Source organism: Ekhidna lutea, from assembly GCF_900188325.1.
GTDB classification, from domain to species: domain Bacteria; phylum Bacteroidota; class Bacteroidia; order Cytophagales; family Cyclobacteriaceae; genus Ekhidna; species Ekhidna lutea.
Genome location: NZ_FZPD01000004.1, coordinates 361,010 through 376,145, shown reverse-complemented (window position 1 = coordinate 376,145; position 15,136 = coordinate 361,010). Strand labels below are relative to the sequence as shown.

General features: G+C 40.3%; 10 protein-coding genes. 5 read left to right on the top strand and 5 right to left on the bottom strand.

Annotation, left to right across the window (positions count from 1 at the left end; genetic code table 11):
* Window positions 1-92 precede the first annotated feature (92 nt).
* Window positions 93-1,061, top strand: a complete 969-nt coding sequence (locus tag CHB71_RS12765) for a ketoacyl-ACP synthase III (protein WP_089357311.1) — start codon at window positions 93-95, stop codon at window positions 1,059-1,061.
* 90 nt (window positions 1,062-1,151) lie between these two features.
* On the opposite strand, the gene CHB71_RS12760 is transcribed toward CHB71_RS12765, so the two are convergent.
* The 3 genes from CHB71_RS12760 to CHB71_RS12750 are packed head-to-tail and all read right to left on the bottom strand — an operon-like array spanning window position 1,152 to window position 4,735.
* Window positions 1,152-3,317, bottom strand: a complete 2,166-nt coding sequence (locus tag CHB71_RS12760) for a ComEC/Rec2 family competence protein (RefSeq protein WP_089357310.1) — start codon at window positions 3,315-3,317, stop codon at window positions 1,152-1,154.
* Window positions 3,318-3,366: 49 nt separating this feature from the next.
* Complete coding sequence (locus CHB71_RS12755; protein ID WP_089357309.1) at window positions 3,367-3,804, bottom strand: GNAT family N-acetyltransferase; 438 nt, start codon at window positions 3,802-3,804, stop codon at window positions 3,367-3,369.
* Window positions 3,773-4,735, bottom strand: a complete 963-nt coding sequence (locus tag CHB71_RS12750; protein WP_089357308.1) for a PhoH family protein — start codon at window positions 4,733-4,735, stop codon at window positions 3,773-3,775. Before CHB71_RS12750 ends, CHB71_RS12755 begins: the two co-directional genes overlap by 32 nt.
* A gap of 166 nt (window positions 4,736-4,901) precedes the next feature.
* Between CHB71_RS12750 and CHB71_RS12745 the strand changes: the two genes are divergently transcribed.
* Both CHB71_RS12745 and CHB71_RS12740 read left to right on the top strand, forming a co-directional pair.
* Window positions 4,902-5,678 carry an SAM hydrolase/SAM-dependent halogenase family protein gene (locus CHB71_RS12745; RefSeq protein ID WP_089357307.1) on the top strand — a complete coding sequence of 259 codons (777 nt, stop codon included), beginning with the start codon at window positions 4,902-4,904 and terminating at the stop codon, window positions 5,676-5,678.
* Between the two features lie 2 nt (window positions 5,679-5,680).
* A complete protein-coding gene (locus CHB71_RS12740) occupies window positions 5,681-5,965 on the top strand; it encodes a putative quinol monooxygenase (protein WP_089357306.1) in 285 nt (94 codons plus the stop codon).
* A gap of 86 nt (window positions 5,966-6,051) precedes the next feature.
* Here the strand turns inward: CHB71_RS12740 and CHB71_RS12735 are convergent, their stop codons facing one another.
* Window positions 6,052-8,481 carry a PspC domain-containing protein gene (locus tag CHB71_RS12735; protein ID WP_089357305.1) on the bottom strand — a complete coding sequence of 810 codons (2,430 nt, stop codon included), beginning with the start codon at window positions 8,479-8,481 and terminating at the stop codon, window positions 6,052-6,054.
* Complete coding sequence (locus CHB71_RS12730; RefSeq protein WP_089357304.1) at window positions 8,478-8,822, bottom strand: PadR family transcriptional regulator; 345 nt, start codon at window positions 8,820-8,822, stop codon at window positions 8,478-8,480. The genes CHB71_RS12735 and CHB71_RS12730 overlap by 4 nt, the downstream gene beginning before the upstream one ends.
* A 261-nt stretch (window positions 8,823-9,083) precedes the next feature.
* Between CHB71_RS12730 and CHB71_RS12725 the strand changes: the two genes are divergently transcribed.
* Together CHB71_RS12725 and porU2 are read left to right on the top strand one after the other, a co-directional pair.
* On the top strand, window positions 9,084-10,178 hold the full coding sequence (locus CHB71_RS12725; RefSeq protein ID WP_089357303.1) for a putative type IX sorting system protein PorV2: 1,095 nt from the start codon (window positions 9,084-9,086) through the stop codon (window positions 10,176-10,178).
* Window positions 10,165-15,135, top strand: coding sequence for a putative type IX secretion system sortase PorU2 (porU2, locus tag CHB71_RS12720; protein WP_089357302.1), 4,971 nt, complete (start codon window positions 10,165-10,167; stop codon window positions 15,133-15,135). The genes CHB71_RS12725 and porU2 overlap by 14 nt, the downstream gene beginning before the upstream one ends.
* The last annotated feature ends 1 nt before the right edge of the window (window position 15,136 follow it).

Here is a 15,136-nt window from a genome sequence, read left to right as displayed (position 1 = left end):
AAATAAGAAGTTCCTACTTCAACTTGCTTTTGAAACAGACAACTATCCCAATAGATTAATCTTTTTCAAACTTAAATTCCACAATTTTCATTATGTCACAAATTACCGCATTTGGCACATATGTGCCTGAAAAAATCGTAGACAACCACTACTTCGAAAAGTTCATTGACACGAATGATGAGTGGATAATTTCACGAACAGGTATAAGGACCAGACGCTTCTCAAAAGACGGAGAGTATACGAGTGATCTTGGTGTAAAGGCTGTTCAGGATCTCGTAGATAGGAGTGGAAAAGAAATTTCGGACGTTGATTTTATTGTCGTTTGTACAACATCCCCAGACCAGCCTATGCCCAACGCTGCTTCAAGGGTTCAATACAAACTAGGAATCGAAAACTGTGGGTGTAACGACATTTATGCTGCATGCGCGGGTTTTGTTTATGGCCTCCAGATGGCACATGGTTTTGTGAATTCCGGAATCTATAAAAAAGTATTGGTGATTGGTGCCGAAACGTTATCAAAAATCACAGACTTTGAGGATCGAACTTCTTGTATTTTATTCGGTGATGCTGCAGGAGCTGCTTTGGTTGAGCCTGGGGAAACAGAGCAATTTTTAGCCTTTAATTCAGGTACAAATGGAGATTTAGGGCATGACCTCTATTTGAGTCATAAAAAGAATAGTATAAACGGGGTTGGCATAAACGCCAACAGCAAAATTGTGCAGAATGGCAGATCGGTTTTTAAATGGGCAGTAGGCAATATTCCAAACAAGATTCGCGAGCTTGTGGATAAAGCAGGACTTACCTTAGATGATATAGACTACATAGTTCCTCATAGTGCGAATCTTCGAATAATTGAAGCGATTGTCAAGTCACTTGACTTTCCAATGGAGCGGGTGCCGGAAAGTGTAACTGAATTCGGAAACACATCATCTGCTTCGATACCCTTAGCTATTGCAAAGTCTAAGAAAAATGGAGGTATAAAGAAAGGAGATATAGTGCTGATGATTGGATTTGGAGGCGGTCTGACGTTTGCAGGTACAATCGTTAGATGGGAAATTTAATTATATCTTTTTCAGTATTTCGTTTTGGTGCAAACGCTTATGTATATACATTTGTAGTACTACTAGGCGGTAGTAAGTTTTTTCCCGATGCTAGTCGGGATTGGTGGTGAACAGAGCGGGCGTAATAGTCCGCTCTTTTTTTATGCCATTTTTTAGATCTATCGTTAGCGCTCCATCTTCTTTAAGTGAGTGTATATTCAGGTTGAGCTCAGCAGCTTGTTGCTTCATTTTTCTAGAGTAATAACCTGGATTTTTATTCCCAATAATGACCAATTCTGCCTGAAAGTGTTTTTTCAGCCATTCTAAGCTCTTTACAGCTTGGTTATTTATGATAACCAAATCAGCGGTTATGAATTGATGGAAATCAATATGATAGGTTGTAGAATCAAAAATGATGATTTTCTTGTCTCCTATAGAAGTCGCCTTAATAGCTGAATTACTGGTGTCAGAATCTAGATTGGAAATGGAATATTCAATCGGATCAAGATGGGATGCCAATCGATGTGGGTTTATCTGAAATGCCAGAAGTTCCAGGTCAGAATCATTAAAGCCATCAATATATAAGTCGGCTGAATGACCTTGTATATAATCTATGGCGGTTTTGTCGGAGACTTCATAGAAAACTAATTCATGCCTTCTGGATTGATTTTGATGTGTTGTCAGATTCCAAAAAAGGAACAGAATAAAAAGTGATGAAGAAATGGTTAATGTTTTGAAAGAGCGAAAGTGAAACCCAGCGATGAAGGTGAGAACTATTCCATAAGTAAGAAACAAACCCACCTGATCAAGAAATATCCACTCAATGAGACTGTTTGGAAAGAAATGGACAAGTCCAATCAGCTCATTAATGCCCCACATCAATTTAGCCAGGCAATACCCAATGATTTTAGCCAGAGCCGGTAAAATTGATTCTATTAATAGCATACTCATGCCGCCAATTAAGAGAATTGATGCTGCAGGAATAACAAGGAGATTTGAAACCAGAAAGTAAGTTGGGAATTGATGAAAATAGTAAGCTGAAAGTGGGAATGTAGCTAATTGTGCTGCTATTGAGACACAAGTTATTGCCCAGGCTTTATCAAACAGTACGATCCGGAAACTTAATAGTCGATACAACTTTGGTTGCAGATACACTATCCCAATAACTGCAGCGAATGATAACTGAAAGCCAACGGAGTAAATGAGGTATGGATCAACACACAGAAGGATAAATGCAGCAAACCCCAGCGTGTTATAAATATTGCCCTCTCTTGCAGAAGCCTGACTAAAGGCCACCAATGAAAACATTGTGGAGGCTCGAAGGACCGAAGGACTCAAGCCAGTCACAGTTGCATATAGCCAGATTAGCAGAATACTAATGATGCCAAAAGCATATTTTCCTAACCTGCCGGTCTGCTTCAATTTGCCAAAGAGTAATTGAACAATCAAATAGATAATCCCGACATGAAGACCAGATACAGCTAACACATGCATCGCTCCAGCGGAAGAATATGCTCGTTTTACATCATTATCCAAATGATCCTTAATGCCAAGTAAAAGTGCTTTGGCAATCCCATTTTCTCTGGGTTGCTGTATATACTTATCAATGACTTCAGATGAAGCAGTTCTCAGGTCGTATGCCCACTGAAAAAATCTGCTTGGTGGTTCGTTGGATACAACCTTGAATTGGTCGTGATCGACAAATGCATGTGCATAAATGTTTTGTCGTTCCAGGTATTGTTTGTAGTTAAATTCAAAGGGGTTGTCCGGTCCTGGTACCGGATGATATTTTCCATAAACAGCTAGTTTGTCTCCATATAAAAGAGATTGTGTGCTGGAATCTTTTTTTATGTAAAGATGAATTATACCAGATGTTGGTATAATTGAGTCATTCTCATCTATGACTTGTAAGAGTTTAAAGTTATATCTATGATGATTTGTCCGCTCATTTACAGGACTAGTAATGATCCCAATAAAACCGCTGACCTCTTTGTTTGTATTTAAATAGTGATTTTTCTCTTGCTGATGATATTTAATCATAGTGAAGTAACCACCCAGAAAGGAAATTATTAGCAAGGCTAATAAGCCGTTGAAGTGCCTGAGTTTATAGAAGCTATATTTTCTGGAGAAATAAATTAAAACACTGAGCAAGAGTATCCCTGAAATTACTTTCCACTGATACTGTGCCCAGATTGATGGGAAGTGATCATAGCATAAAATTCCCATGATTAATGCGATGGTAAATCGCACAAAAGGATAGGAGTTCCAAAAGTACATGCCGTTGCTTAAAAGAGCGAATCTAACTCTTAAAATGCAAAAAGCGGTATTACAACTTTCGCCACATCAAATAATGCATGATCCCGCACTCGTCAAACTGATCACCTTCGGTCTGAAAGCCAAACTTGAGATAAAGAGGTACGGCATGTAATTGAGCGTGAAGGTATAGGTAAGTTCCTTTTTGAGCAGTTTGTGAGATATGATCCATCACAGCTTTTACAATAGCAGTTCCGAGTCCTTTACCTCGCCAGTTTTGCTTTGCAGTGAATCGTTCTAGCTTAATGCCTTTGTCTGTATACCTCCAGCGAGCCGAGCCTATGGGGTTGTCATTTTCGTCAAGTGCAACAAAATGATGGGATTCATCTTCGAATTCGTCAAATTCCTCATCATGAGCAACCTGCTGCTCTACCACAAATACTTCTTCACGAATGGCAAATGATTTATCCTTCAGCTCTTTACTTGTTGCTGGAATCACTCTGAATGTCATATTTGTTATACGCTTTTATGATTGCTTTTACGAGTTTGTGGCGTACCACATCTCGGTCGTCTAGATTCACAAAACCGATCCCGTTTATATCTTTCAAGACCTTCATTGTCTCAATGAGTCCGGAGGTTTGCTTCTTAGGTAAGTCAATCTGAGATTGATCGCCGGTTATGATTACTTTGGATTGCGGGCCCATTCGCGTCAAAAACATTTTGATCTGCATGGGAGTAGTATTCTGCGCCTCATCCAATAACACATAAGCATCATTCAACGTCCGACCTCTCATATAAGCGAGAGGGGCTATTTCTACCACACCATTCTCCTGGTAATAGCGAAGTTTTTCAGCTGGAATCATATCCCGGAGCGCATCATAGATTGGACGTAGATAAGGGTCTATTTTTTCCTTTAGGTCACCCGGCAAGAACCCAAGATTTTCACCTGCTTCTACAGCTGGTCGGGTGATGATGATTTTTTTAACCTCTTTATTCTTAAGCGCACGTACTGCCAGTGCCACAGAAATATACGTTTTCCCGGTCCCGGCAGGTCCAATGGCAAACACCAGATCGTTTTTTTCAACTGCCGCTACCAGCTTTTTTTGATTGACTGTTTTTGGAGCTATTCGGAAACCTCTTGTTCCATGAACCAAAACAGCCGAGTCTTTATCAGCATCTATGGTGTTTTCCTCATTGTCCACATAATCTTTTACGTTTTCTGTGGTCACTTTGCCGTACTCATGGTAGTGGGCAAGCAGGGAATTAAGTATTTCGTTGATTTTTAGAATCTGGGGTGCTGATCCTTTGATACGGATTTCATTGCCACGGCTAACAATTTTGCTATCAGGAAATGCCGTAGCAATTGTTTTGATGTTCTGATTTTCAATTCCCAGGAAATCTACCAGGGAGACGTTTTCGAGTGTAATTATTTTTTCCAGCAATACAACTTTTCTGTTAATCCTTCAAATGTAAAGTTCTCATTATAACGCATCATTTTATTTCTGTTTTTATGGCGTTTTTTTGAGCTAAACCCAGTGGTTTATGAACTCACTGTGTGAGTAAAATATATAGCTTTGTAAGAACAAATGTAAGCTGAAAATCCCTCAAATGGCGCTAATCACTTTCATGTCTGATTTCGGGACGGTAGACCACTATGTGGCTGCTGTGAAGGCAGCCATTGTCTCAGAGTTACCCTCTCAGCCCATCACTGATATCACGCATGACATCCGGCCATTTGATATTTCTCATGCTGCAAATGTGCTCCGTAGTGTATATAAGGATTTTCCAGGGAAGACCGTTCACATTGTGGCGGTAGACGCCATGAGAGAAAAGTCGAGAGCACTAGCCATCGAATTGGAAGGCCACCTGTTTGTGGGATTTGATTCTGGAATTTTTAGCTTGATTTCAGATAAAAAACCGGACACAATTGCTGTTTTAGAAAATGGCCAATCTACTTTTCCTGCTAAAGACGTACTCGCTAAGACGGCACTCCAGCTTGCAAACGGCAAATCCCTTAAGGATGTTGGAACGGTGGTTAATGAAATGACAGAGCTATTCGCCCGGCAGTTGAAGGTGACGAAAAGAGAAATTGCAGGTCATGTAGTGTCGGTGGATCATTACGGAAACCTGATAACAAATATCAATAGGACGGAGTTTGAGAAAATTTTAGAGATTAATGGTGCCGGGGTGAGGTATGTCATTCGGTTTGGGAGAGAACAGTTTCAAGGTCTGCATAGCTATTTTAGTGACGTAGAGTCCGGTGATTGTTTTGTTCTGTTTAATTCCAATGGCCAGCTTCAAATTGGTATCAATAAAGGGAATGCTTCTGAACTACTGGGACTATCTACTGATTCACCGGTACTTATTGAATTTACAACGAATTGATTATGCTTATAAGAATTGTCCGAATGGACTTTGATCCACAAAAAGTAGTTGAATTTTTAGCATTATTTGAAACAGTTAAAGAGAAAATAGCCACTTTCCCCGGATGCAATCACTTAGAATTATGCAAGGATGCGAAGCTGGATCATGTTTACTATACATTCAGTAAATGGGAGAGTGAAGATGATCTTGAAAAATATCGTCATTCCCCACTTTTCGAAGACACCTGGGCTAAGACGAAAGTGTTATTCGGAGGCAAGCCCGTAGCTTATTCGCTTGATCAGCAATAAAAAAATCCTCTGCCCGACCAAAAGCAGAGGATACCAAAACCTAAATGACTGAGCCAAATTCTTGACTCTCGACCAGTTAGATATCTTTAGTCCTTTCGAATTGAGCTAAGGCCATTGCTGTCAGAGGAGACCCGCGCATCTCCTCGATAACGTACTTTACTAGCTCCTGAGGCATCTGCCTCCAACTCATTTTTCACATATACTTTAGCTGTAGATGCTCCATTTGCATTGATATTAGCATCTTCGACAATGAAGTTAAATGCGTCTAACTCTGACGCTCCCGACAAGTCTGCTTTAAGATCTGTACCTCTTCCTACCAGGATTAGTTCTGATGCTCCGGTTAGGTCAACTCGCAGGTTTTCAGCATCTAAATCAGCCCATACTTCTGATGCACCCTCAATATCGAGTTCAATATCTGAACCCTCAAAATTCCGAATTTCCCCCTCACATGCCCCGGTGGCTTTAAGGTATTCCAGTTCCGGCATTTCTATGAAAACTTTGATTTTATCTCTTCTTTTCCTGTTTTTCCACCAGTCAGTATTTCTTCCGTACCGGATTTCCAGCTCATCTCCGTTTTGCTGCAAGTACACCTCGTCCAGGTCATCGTCATCTCCCTCCAGCCTTACAGCGTAATTATTTCCTCTGGTTACTTGAAAATCAAAAAGTGAAATCAGAACCACTTCATCAAAATCTGAGAATTCATAGCTCTGAGAATCGGAACTATATGCACCTCTTTTAGATTTTCGTTTTGAATTGTCGCAAGTCAGGCATCTCAGCCCATCTTCATCAAAAACCCAATCATTGTCGCCCATATCACCGGCATTATATCCATGCATCCAAAGCGTGTTTCTGAGGATTTTTCTCAGATCGTAATCCATTCGGAAAACTTTTCCATAGGGAATGTAGAAGGTAGCCTCCACATCCTGGAAACGGAATGGAGCATCACCAAAAGTGATCTCTGAGTCAAAGTAGAAGTCATCCCCTTCCTGAGTCACTACATAGTCTACAGCTTCACCGTTCTCTTTGGCATTGGTTCTTGAATATCCACGTGCATCAAATTCAAGTTCCAATAAGTAGACTGCTGAATCTTCATGCCCTCGGATTTTAAGATCTACACTGTTATAAGAGTCCCAATCCAACTCGTTGAATTTCAATTCAGTGATTCCTTCGTTCAACGCAAACCTTCGCTCTTCCTGGTATGTGCCCTCAACGCTATAATTTCTAATTATCGAAGGGACCGATACAGCCAATCCAATCATTCCTAAGAGCCATAATCCGAACAGACCCCAGGCTACAAAGGCACTTGTCACCTTTTTCTTGGTGATTACAATCAGTCCAACCAGAAGGATGGCTAACGATGGCACCATCGATGTGATATAGCATGAAATAATTGCTACAGTACTTAATGAACTGAATAGCTCCTGAGCAGGAAAATCACCAAAGTGAACCCAGGCATCCATTGCTCCCCCCACTCCGAGTAATACCGCTAAAGAAATGGTAAAGCATATCATTAGGACGAACCCAAGAAATACAAGGAAAACTCCTACTGCAATACGTAATGCTTCTATGCTAAATTTAAGTAGTGGGCCGAGGATTTCTCCCAAGGCCTTGAAGATGATGGCAATCAAGCGGAAAGGGAAAAGAAGGATTTTTACAAATACATTTTCCTCCCCTTCTTTTACATTCAGACTTTTCTTTACATTTTCTTCAATGTTGGAGATAGTCACAGGTTCACCCTGCATTTGCATTTTCTCTGTAATGGATTTTGCTTCAGGAGTTATGATCCATAGGATGATATAGGCCAAAAGCCCCGCGCCACCTAGGAAAATAGATACTACGAATAGCACTCTTATAACCACAGGGTCTGTCCCGAAATAGGATGCAATACCACCGGAAACACCACCTAATACTCGATCATCGGTACTTCTGAATAGCTTTTTGATGGCTTTATCATCTTCCAGTTTATCACTGGCTGGTATGGCAATCCATAGGATGATATAGGTCAGGAATATAAAACCACTTAGTCCCCAGAAAAAGATATTGAATAGGAATGCGAGCATAAGCAAGCGAACCCAGATCGGATCTATCCCGAAATAGTTGGCAATACCCGCAGCTACACCACCTATGACTTTACGCTTACTGTCCCTATAAAGTCTCTTTGCTTTTTCGTAAGAGTCTTTTGGTTCATCTTTCGGCTCTTCTTTGGCTTTTTCTTCCTCTTTTTTTGGCTCTGGTTCAGGCTCGCTTTCTATAGACGCTTCAAAATCCTTTGTTGTTCCCATAGTGGCAATCAGGTCATTCACATCTTCCGGAGTAATGATTTGTTTGCCTTCTTCAAGCTTAGATAGGAATATTTCAGCTATTCTTCCTTCAATATCATCAATGATTTCTTTGCTGTCTTCAAAGGAAGAGAAGTATTTATTGATCGAATCAAGGTAGTTTTTGAGTTTATCATATCCATCCTCCTCTATATGGAAGATGATACCGCCAATATTGATACTTATATTCTTCTTCATTTCTTCTTCGTGTTTTTGTTCGCGATGATTTTTTTGGTGGAGGATACCAATTCGGTCCAGGTCTGATCCAGGCTTCCGAGAAATGTTTCTCCGTCTTTTGTGAGTGTGTAGTATTTGCGTGGCGGTCCTGATTTGGATTCCACCCATTTATAATCGACAAGACCTGCTTTTCTCAGGCGGGTTAATAATGGATATAGTGTCCCTTCTACTACCATGATTTTGGCAGAAGTGAGCTCCTCCAACATATCGGAGGCGTAGACTTCTCCCCTCGAGATTATATGCAAAATGCAAAACTCAAGGATACCCTTTCTCATCTGAACTTGTGTGTTTTCAATATTCATGCTTCATTTCTCATTTCGGGTCAAACTTTGTGTTATACATGGTAAGGTTTCGGTCTTGTATACGGAAAGGTACTATGCATGGCCAAGTACTTTATGAAAAAATATCAAAACACACTAAATCTCTTTAAATAGTAATGTGAATTCTTAGATTTATTATATAAACACGATTTTCAAACCTTTGTCGTATATAAGATATTATTCAACGAATGTTCGCTATATCAATCCGTTGGCTATCGCTAAATTGCCAATGATTCTATTTGTATGAGATACCTGTTAGTTGGATTTTTGGGTCTGGTAATCGTTCATTCTGCACATTCACAGAATGAACCTGATTCTCGCGATAATACGCCGAAGTATAGCAATGAGTTTATGAACATTGGTGTTGGTGCCCGTTCGTTTGGGATGGGGTTTACTGCTGTTTCTTTTGTAGATGATGTGACTGCCGGATACTGGAATCCGGCTGGACTTAACAAAATGAAGTCCGACCATCAGATGGCTTTAATGCACTCATCCTATTTCGGAGGGTTGGCGAATTACGATTATGCAGCATTCGCCACTTCAGTTGATGACCAAAGTAAAATTGCACTTTCTCTTATTCGATTTTCTGTTGATGATATACCGGACACAAGATTTCTGGTGGATGCAAATGGCTCAATAAATTATGATAATATCCAGTTTTTCTCTTCAGCGGATTATGGATTTTTAGTCTCATATGCGCGTAAGCTTCCTTTTTTAGGAGGAATCGAGACCGGTGGAAATCTGAAAGTTATTCATCGAACGGTAGGTGCTTTCTCTAAGGCATGGGGATTTGGATTTGATATGGGCATGCAGAAATCTGTGAAAAACTGGCAATTTGGTTTGGTAGCCAGGGATATACTCGGAACCTTCAACGCTTGGTCTCACAATGCTGAGGAAGTAGAAGAGATTTATGCATTGACTGGCAATAATGTTCCAATCAACTCGGTAGAAATAACATTACCTCGATTGATATTTGGAGCTTCCCGGCAATTTGAGTTGACAGAAAAATTTGGTTTGATGGGCTCCTTGGATATAGATATGACGTTTGATGGTAAGCGGAACACGCTTGTTAAAAGTGATTTAATTTCTCTTGACCCGAAGGCAGGTGTAGCATTCGATTACAAAAAATTAGCCTTTTTAAGGTTCGGTGTAAATCAATTTCAAAAAATAAAAGACTTTGATGGATCTAAATCATGGACCTTCCAACCAAATCTCGGGGTAGGTGTAACCATCAAAGAACTCACTATCGATTATGCTTTAACCGATATTGGAGATTTGGCTCCCGGACTCTTTTCACATGTTTTTTCAGTAAAAGTTGATTTCAATGTGGAGAAATAGACTCATAGCGATACTAATTAGCATGATTAGTTTCTTAGCGGTTGGTCAGATGGGAAACGAATGGATTGATTTCAATCAATCCTATTATAAAATAAAAATAGCTGAGGATGGATTTTACCGAGTGACACAAGAAGAACTACAGGCAGTGGGCTTCCCGTTAAGCAGTGTTCCGGCTAGCAGAGTCCAACTATTTAGAAGAGGAGAGGAGGTAGCCCTCAATGTTAATGCAAATAGCGATGGAACTTTAAACTACCTGGAGTTTTATGGACAGAGAAATAATGGCGAAAGTGACTCTCCGCTTTATGAAGTTGGTGACCAATCACATACATTTTATAATTTGTTTTCAGATTCAGCCACTTACTTCCTTACCTATAAACTTGGGAATGAAAGCGCAAAGCGGATGACTTTCTCCACCGACAAAAACACTACCGGATTAACCCCGGAGGCTTTTCACATTGAGGACACGATTCAGCTATTCACATCCAATTATGCCTCGGGAGCAAAGTTTGGAGCTGGTTCTGCCTTTAGCCTTAGCAAATATGACAATGGTGAAGGATGGACTGGTGATTTTCAATCCAAAAATGTATCAAAAGACTTCAATTTCAATCTTGAAGACTTTGAAATCTCAGGTACCAATCCAGTATTGGAGACAGTATTGGTGGGGGGTAATAGCCTCAATCACAATGTTGAAATTTCTGTGGGTCCAAATACAGGCTCTTTGGGAGTTTTATCAAATGTGGAGTTTAGTGGTTGGGGTAAAGAGTTTCATTCTGTTTCATTCGATGAGGCCAATGTAGGTTCAGAAGGAGCGTTCGTTGTTCGTATTACAGCTGAAGGATTTCCAGAGGCTGCTGAGCGTATTTCTGTGGCTTATGTTCAAATCAAGTTTCCACAGACCATCGAGCTTGGTACTAATGAAAACAAAGTCTTTACACTAAATGCACCCGATACAAAAGCGTGGCTTCAAATTCCAACCACAAATGCCGACGGTACAAGGCTATTTGATATTACAGATCCGATTAACTCAGTACGACTCGCGACGACTAATTTTTCAGATCGCGTTGAAGTTGTTGCACCAAATGCAGTTTCCGGTGATAAGATTTTAGCAGTAACAACACCTCTTTCAATTGAAGCTATCGAGGAAGTGACTCTTCTAAATTTTGATCTTAGTAATAAGGATTACTTAATCGTAAGTCATCAAGACCTTCGGACGTCAGGAGATCCGGTTGCTGATTATGCAAACTACAGGTCTTCGGTAGCGGGAGGTAATCATAATGTTCAGATCGCGAACATAAGTGACCTGTTTAACTTATATAGTTATGGAGACCCTTCTCCATTGGCAATTAGAAATTTCATCATTGATGCAAACAATCAAAATGATGTGAGCAATGTGTTTTTGATTGGGAAAGGTTTCACATTAAATAATAATTATTATCGAGGTACTCAGGAGGGAGTGAATGTGCCTACATATGGACTTCCGGGAAGTGACCTGATGTTTACACTTGGTATCGGTTCTGACCCTCAGGTTCCGGGTATACCTATAGGAAGACTTAATGCCTTTGAACCGGCTGATGTGACAGCATACCTCAATAAGGTCATAGAAATGGAGTCTTTGCCTTTTAATAATCTTTTTAGAAAGGATTTTTTACAGCTAAGTGGAGGTGTAAGTGAGGCAGAGATAAATTCATTTATAAATATCGTTCAAGGTTTCACTGGCATCCTTGAACAGGATTTTATTGGGGGTAGGGCTTTCAATACCAGCAAAATATCCAGTGAAGCAGTAGAATTCATTGATGTCGCCGATAGAGTGAACCAGGGTGTTGGATATATTACTTTTTTCGGGCACTCCAGCGGAGCTGTAACAGATATAGAAATCGGTAGTGTCAGCGATCCATCTTTTGGTTTCTCAAATAAAGGGAAGTATCCGATGTTTCTTGTCAATGGATGTAAGGCCGGGGAGATTTACGGAGGGGGTTTTACGTTTGGAGAGGACTGGATGATAACTCCGGATTTAGGGGCTATTGCATTCATGGCTCATGCGGATGTTGCACTTTCCTCAACATTAAAAAGATGGAGTGATTTATTTTATGGGTTGGGTTATGGTGATGATGTATTTATAGGAGAGTCCATAGGGAGTGTGATTGGAGAAGTTTCCCGTCGTTATTTAGATGAATATGGGACGTCCAACATCAACCTTACTCAGGTACAGCAAATGACGCTGCAGGGAGATCCGGCATTGCGATTGTTTGGGGCAGATCATCCCGATTATGAGATAAACAATAGCTCAATTATTTCGAGTGCAATTAATGCAAATGAAATTCTTGCTACTCAGGATTCATTTAAGATTGATGTCATTGTGAAAAATTTCGGACGGTCTGTTCTTGATTCCTTAATCATTCAAGTAAACCGTACATTACCAAACGGAGCTCAGGAATTTTATGTAAAGCGGTTTGATAGGGTTCTCCGACAGGATACACTTGAATTTTATATTCAAAATGATCCTATCGTAAACAACAGTGGGCAAAATCTATTTACCGTCATTCTGGATCCAGAGAATGGCACAGAGGAATTGAATGAATCTAATAATACAGCTACACATGAGCTTACTATATACAGTGGTAATACTGCTCATTTGTACCCACCGGATAATGGAACCCAATCAGACAGCAATGTAGAGTTCATCTGGCAGTCAAGTAATCTGTTGGAAGATGAACGGAGTTACGATCTTGAAATTGATACACAATCAAACTTCTTAGGGCCAAACCATCGGACTTTTACTGTTACAGCAGAAGTTGTAGCAAGGCAGTCATTTGATTTTTCTGCTTTCACTCTCCCGGATTCATCCACCGTTTATTGGCGTACTAGATATGCCAATCCCGAACCAGATGAGGCCAATGAGTGGGTTGAGAGCTCATTTACATTTGTGAATGGATTGCAGGAAGGTTGGGGTCAATATGATCCGGAGCAGGTTGAGAGGGAAGAGATTTCAGGCATTCAGTATAATCAAACCACTAACCAATGGGAGTTTATTGAAAATACTACCTCCGTGGATATTTTCACTTATGGGATAGATAACTCCACTTTCACCTATGAAGATCTTGAAGCAATAATTGGGGGTGTAAATTTCTTTGTTACTTCTAATCCACTGGATCCTGTTTGTGAAACAAACACATTTAATGCGATAGCTTTTGATAAAGAAAGCGGTGATCCTTACCGACCTATTGAAGCCAGCCAGGTTGATGTTTTTAATCGTGAGGTGTGTGGGCGTATACCACAGCGTATCTATCAGTTTAGGGAGCAAGATTTGATTGGTGCAGAAAGGAGACTGCAAGTCCTGGTGGACAATATGAGAGATGGAGACATGATTGTTATGTTCAATATCGGAAACATTAATTATTCGGCTTGGGATGCACCAGTAATTGCTACCCTTGAATCTTTGGGAGTGAGTGGGGGAACGATTGGCTCACTTGAAGATGGACAGCCGGTTATTTTTTTAGGTCGCAAAGGAGATTCACCAGGGGCAGCAACGATAGTGGTTGATAATGGGTCAGCTACCCCTCGTACTCAGCAAAGTATTGATTTACAAGATGAGGTTGTGGGCAAGTTTATAAGCGGCGAAATACGAAGCAGACGAATAGGCCCGGCTTTAAATTGGGAGTTGTTTTCGTACAATATTTCAGAGGAGACGAATGATAATATTAGCATTGAAGTATATGGTGTTGATCCTGACGGAAACCTTACGACTTTACACACCCGTGCGCGAGCTGAAAGCATTGATATTGCAGGTACTGACCCAGTGTTATACCCTCAATTGGAACTTTCATTTTCTTTTGATGATGAGACGGATCAAACTCCACCCCAACTCAATTTCTGGGAGGTAAACTATCAATATCCACCTGAAGGAATATTATTGCCTGATGGAAAGACTATAACCACAATAATGGAGGGAGAGGAAATTCAAAGAGACTTTTATTTTTATAATCCTTCCACCGTAGACTTTTCAGATTCCTTAAGTGTTATGGCTACTTTAATCAATCAGAATTCCGGATCTGTTACTGAGTCAAGTTTTAAGATTGCACCGGCACTTGCCGGAGATACGTCTCGATTTACCACTAGTTTTCCTTCATTCAATTTAGATGGATCGAATAGTTTGATAGTGGAGGTGTTGGCAAATGAAAATGAGGCCTATACGGCAAATAATAGACTAACGCTAGCTAACTATATTGAAGTAAAAGCCGATGAAACAAACCCAATTCTGGATGTAACTTTTGATGGATACCATATCATAGATGGTGATGTGGTGTCACCTAATCCTAGCATAGTTATAAAAATGCGAGACGATAATCCATTTATTGTAAAAAATGATACAATAGGTGTTAACCTATTAATGAAGCTGGCTGGGGATGAAAATCAATTTCAGCGCATCCACTTCTCGGATCCAAGATTAAACTACACGCCAGCAACAGAGGAACAAGATTTTCAAATGGAGTTTCAGCCAGGGCCATTAGAAAATGGGGTTCATTCAATTCAGGTGCAAGCACAGGATGAAGCTGGGAATCAAGCCGGACAGGAGCCTTACGAAGTGAGTTTTGAAGTAATTAATGAATCTACCATAACCCATTTTTATCCCTATCCAAATCCGTTCTCTACCAACTGTCGGTTTGTATTTACATTAACAGGAAGTCAGATTCCGGATGAAATGAAAATTCAAATTATGACAGTGTCAGGGCGGGTTGTAAGGGAAATCACACAAGATGAGATTGGAACAGTGCGAATTGGTAACAACATAACGAATTACGCATGGGATGGACGAGATGAATTTGGGGATCAGCTGGCAAACGGCGTTTATTTCTATAAAGTTTTCATCAAATCGAATGGTGAGAAGATGCAACATCGAGCGACCAGCGCTGATCGGGCTTTTAAGCATGGCTTTGGTAAACTGTATATCTTACGTTAAT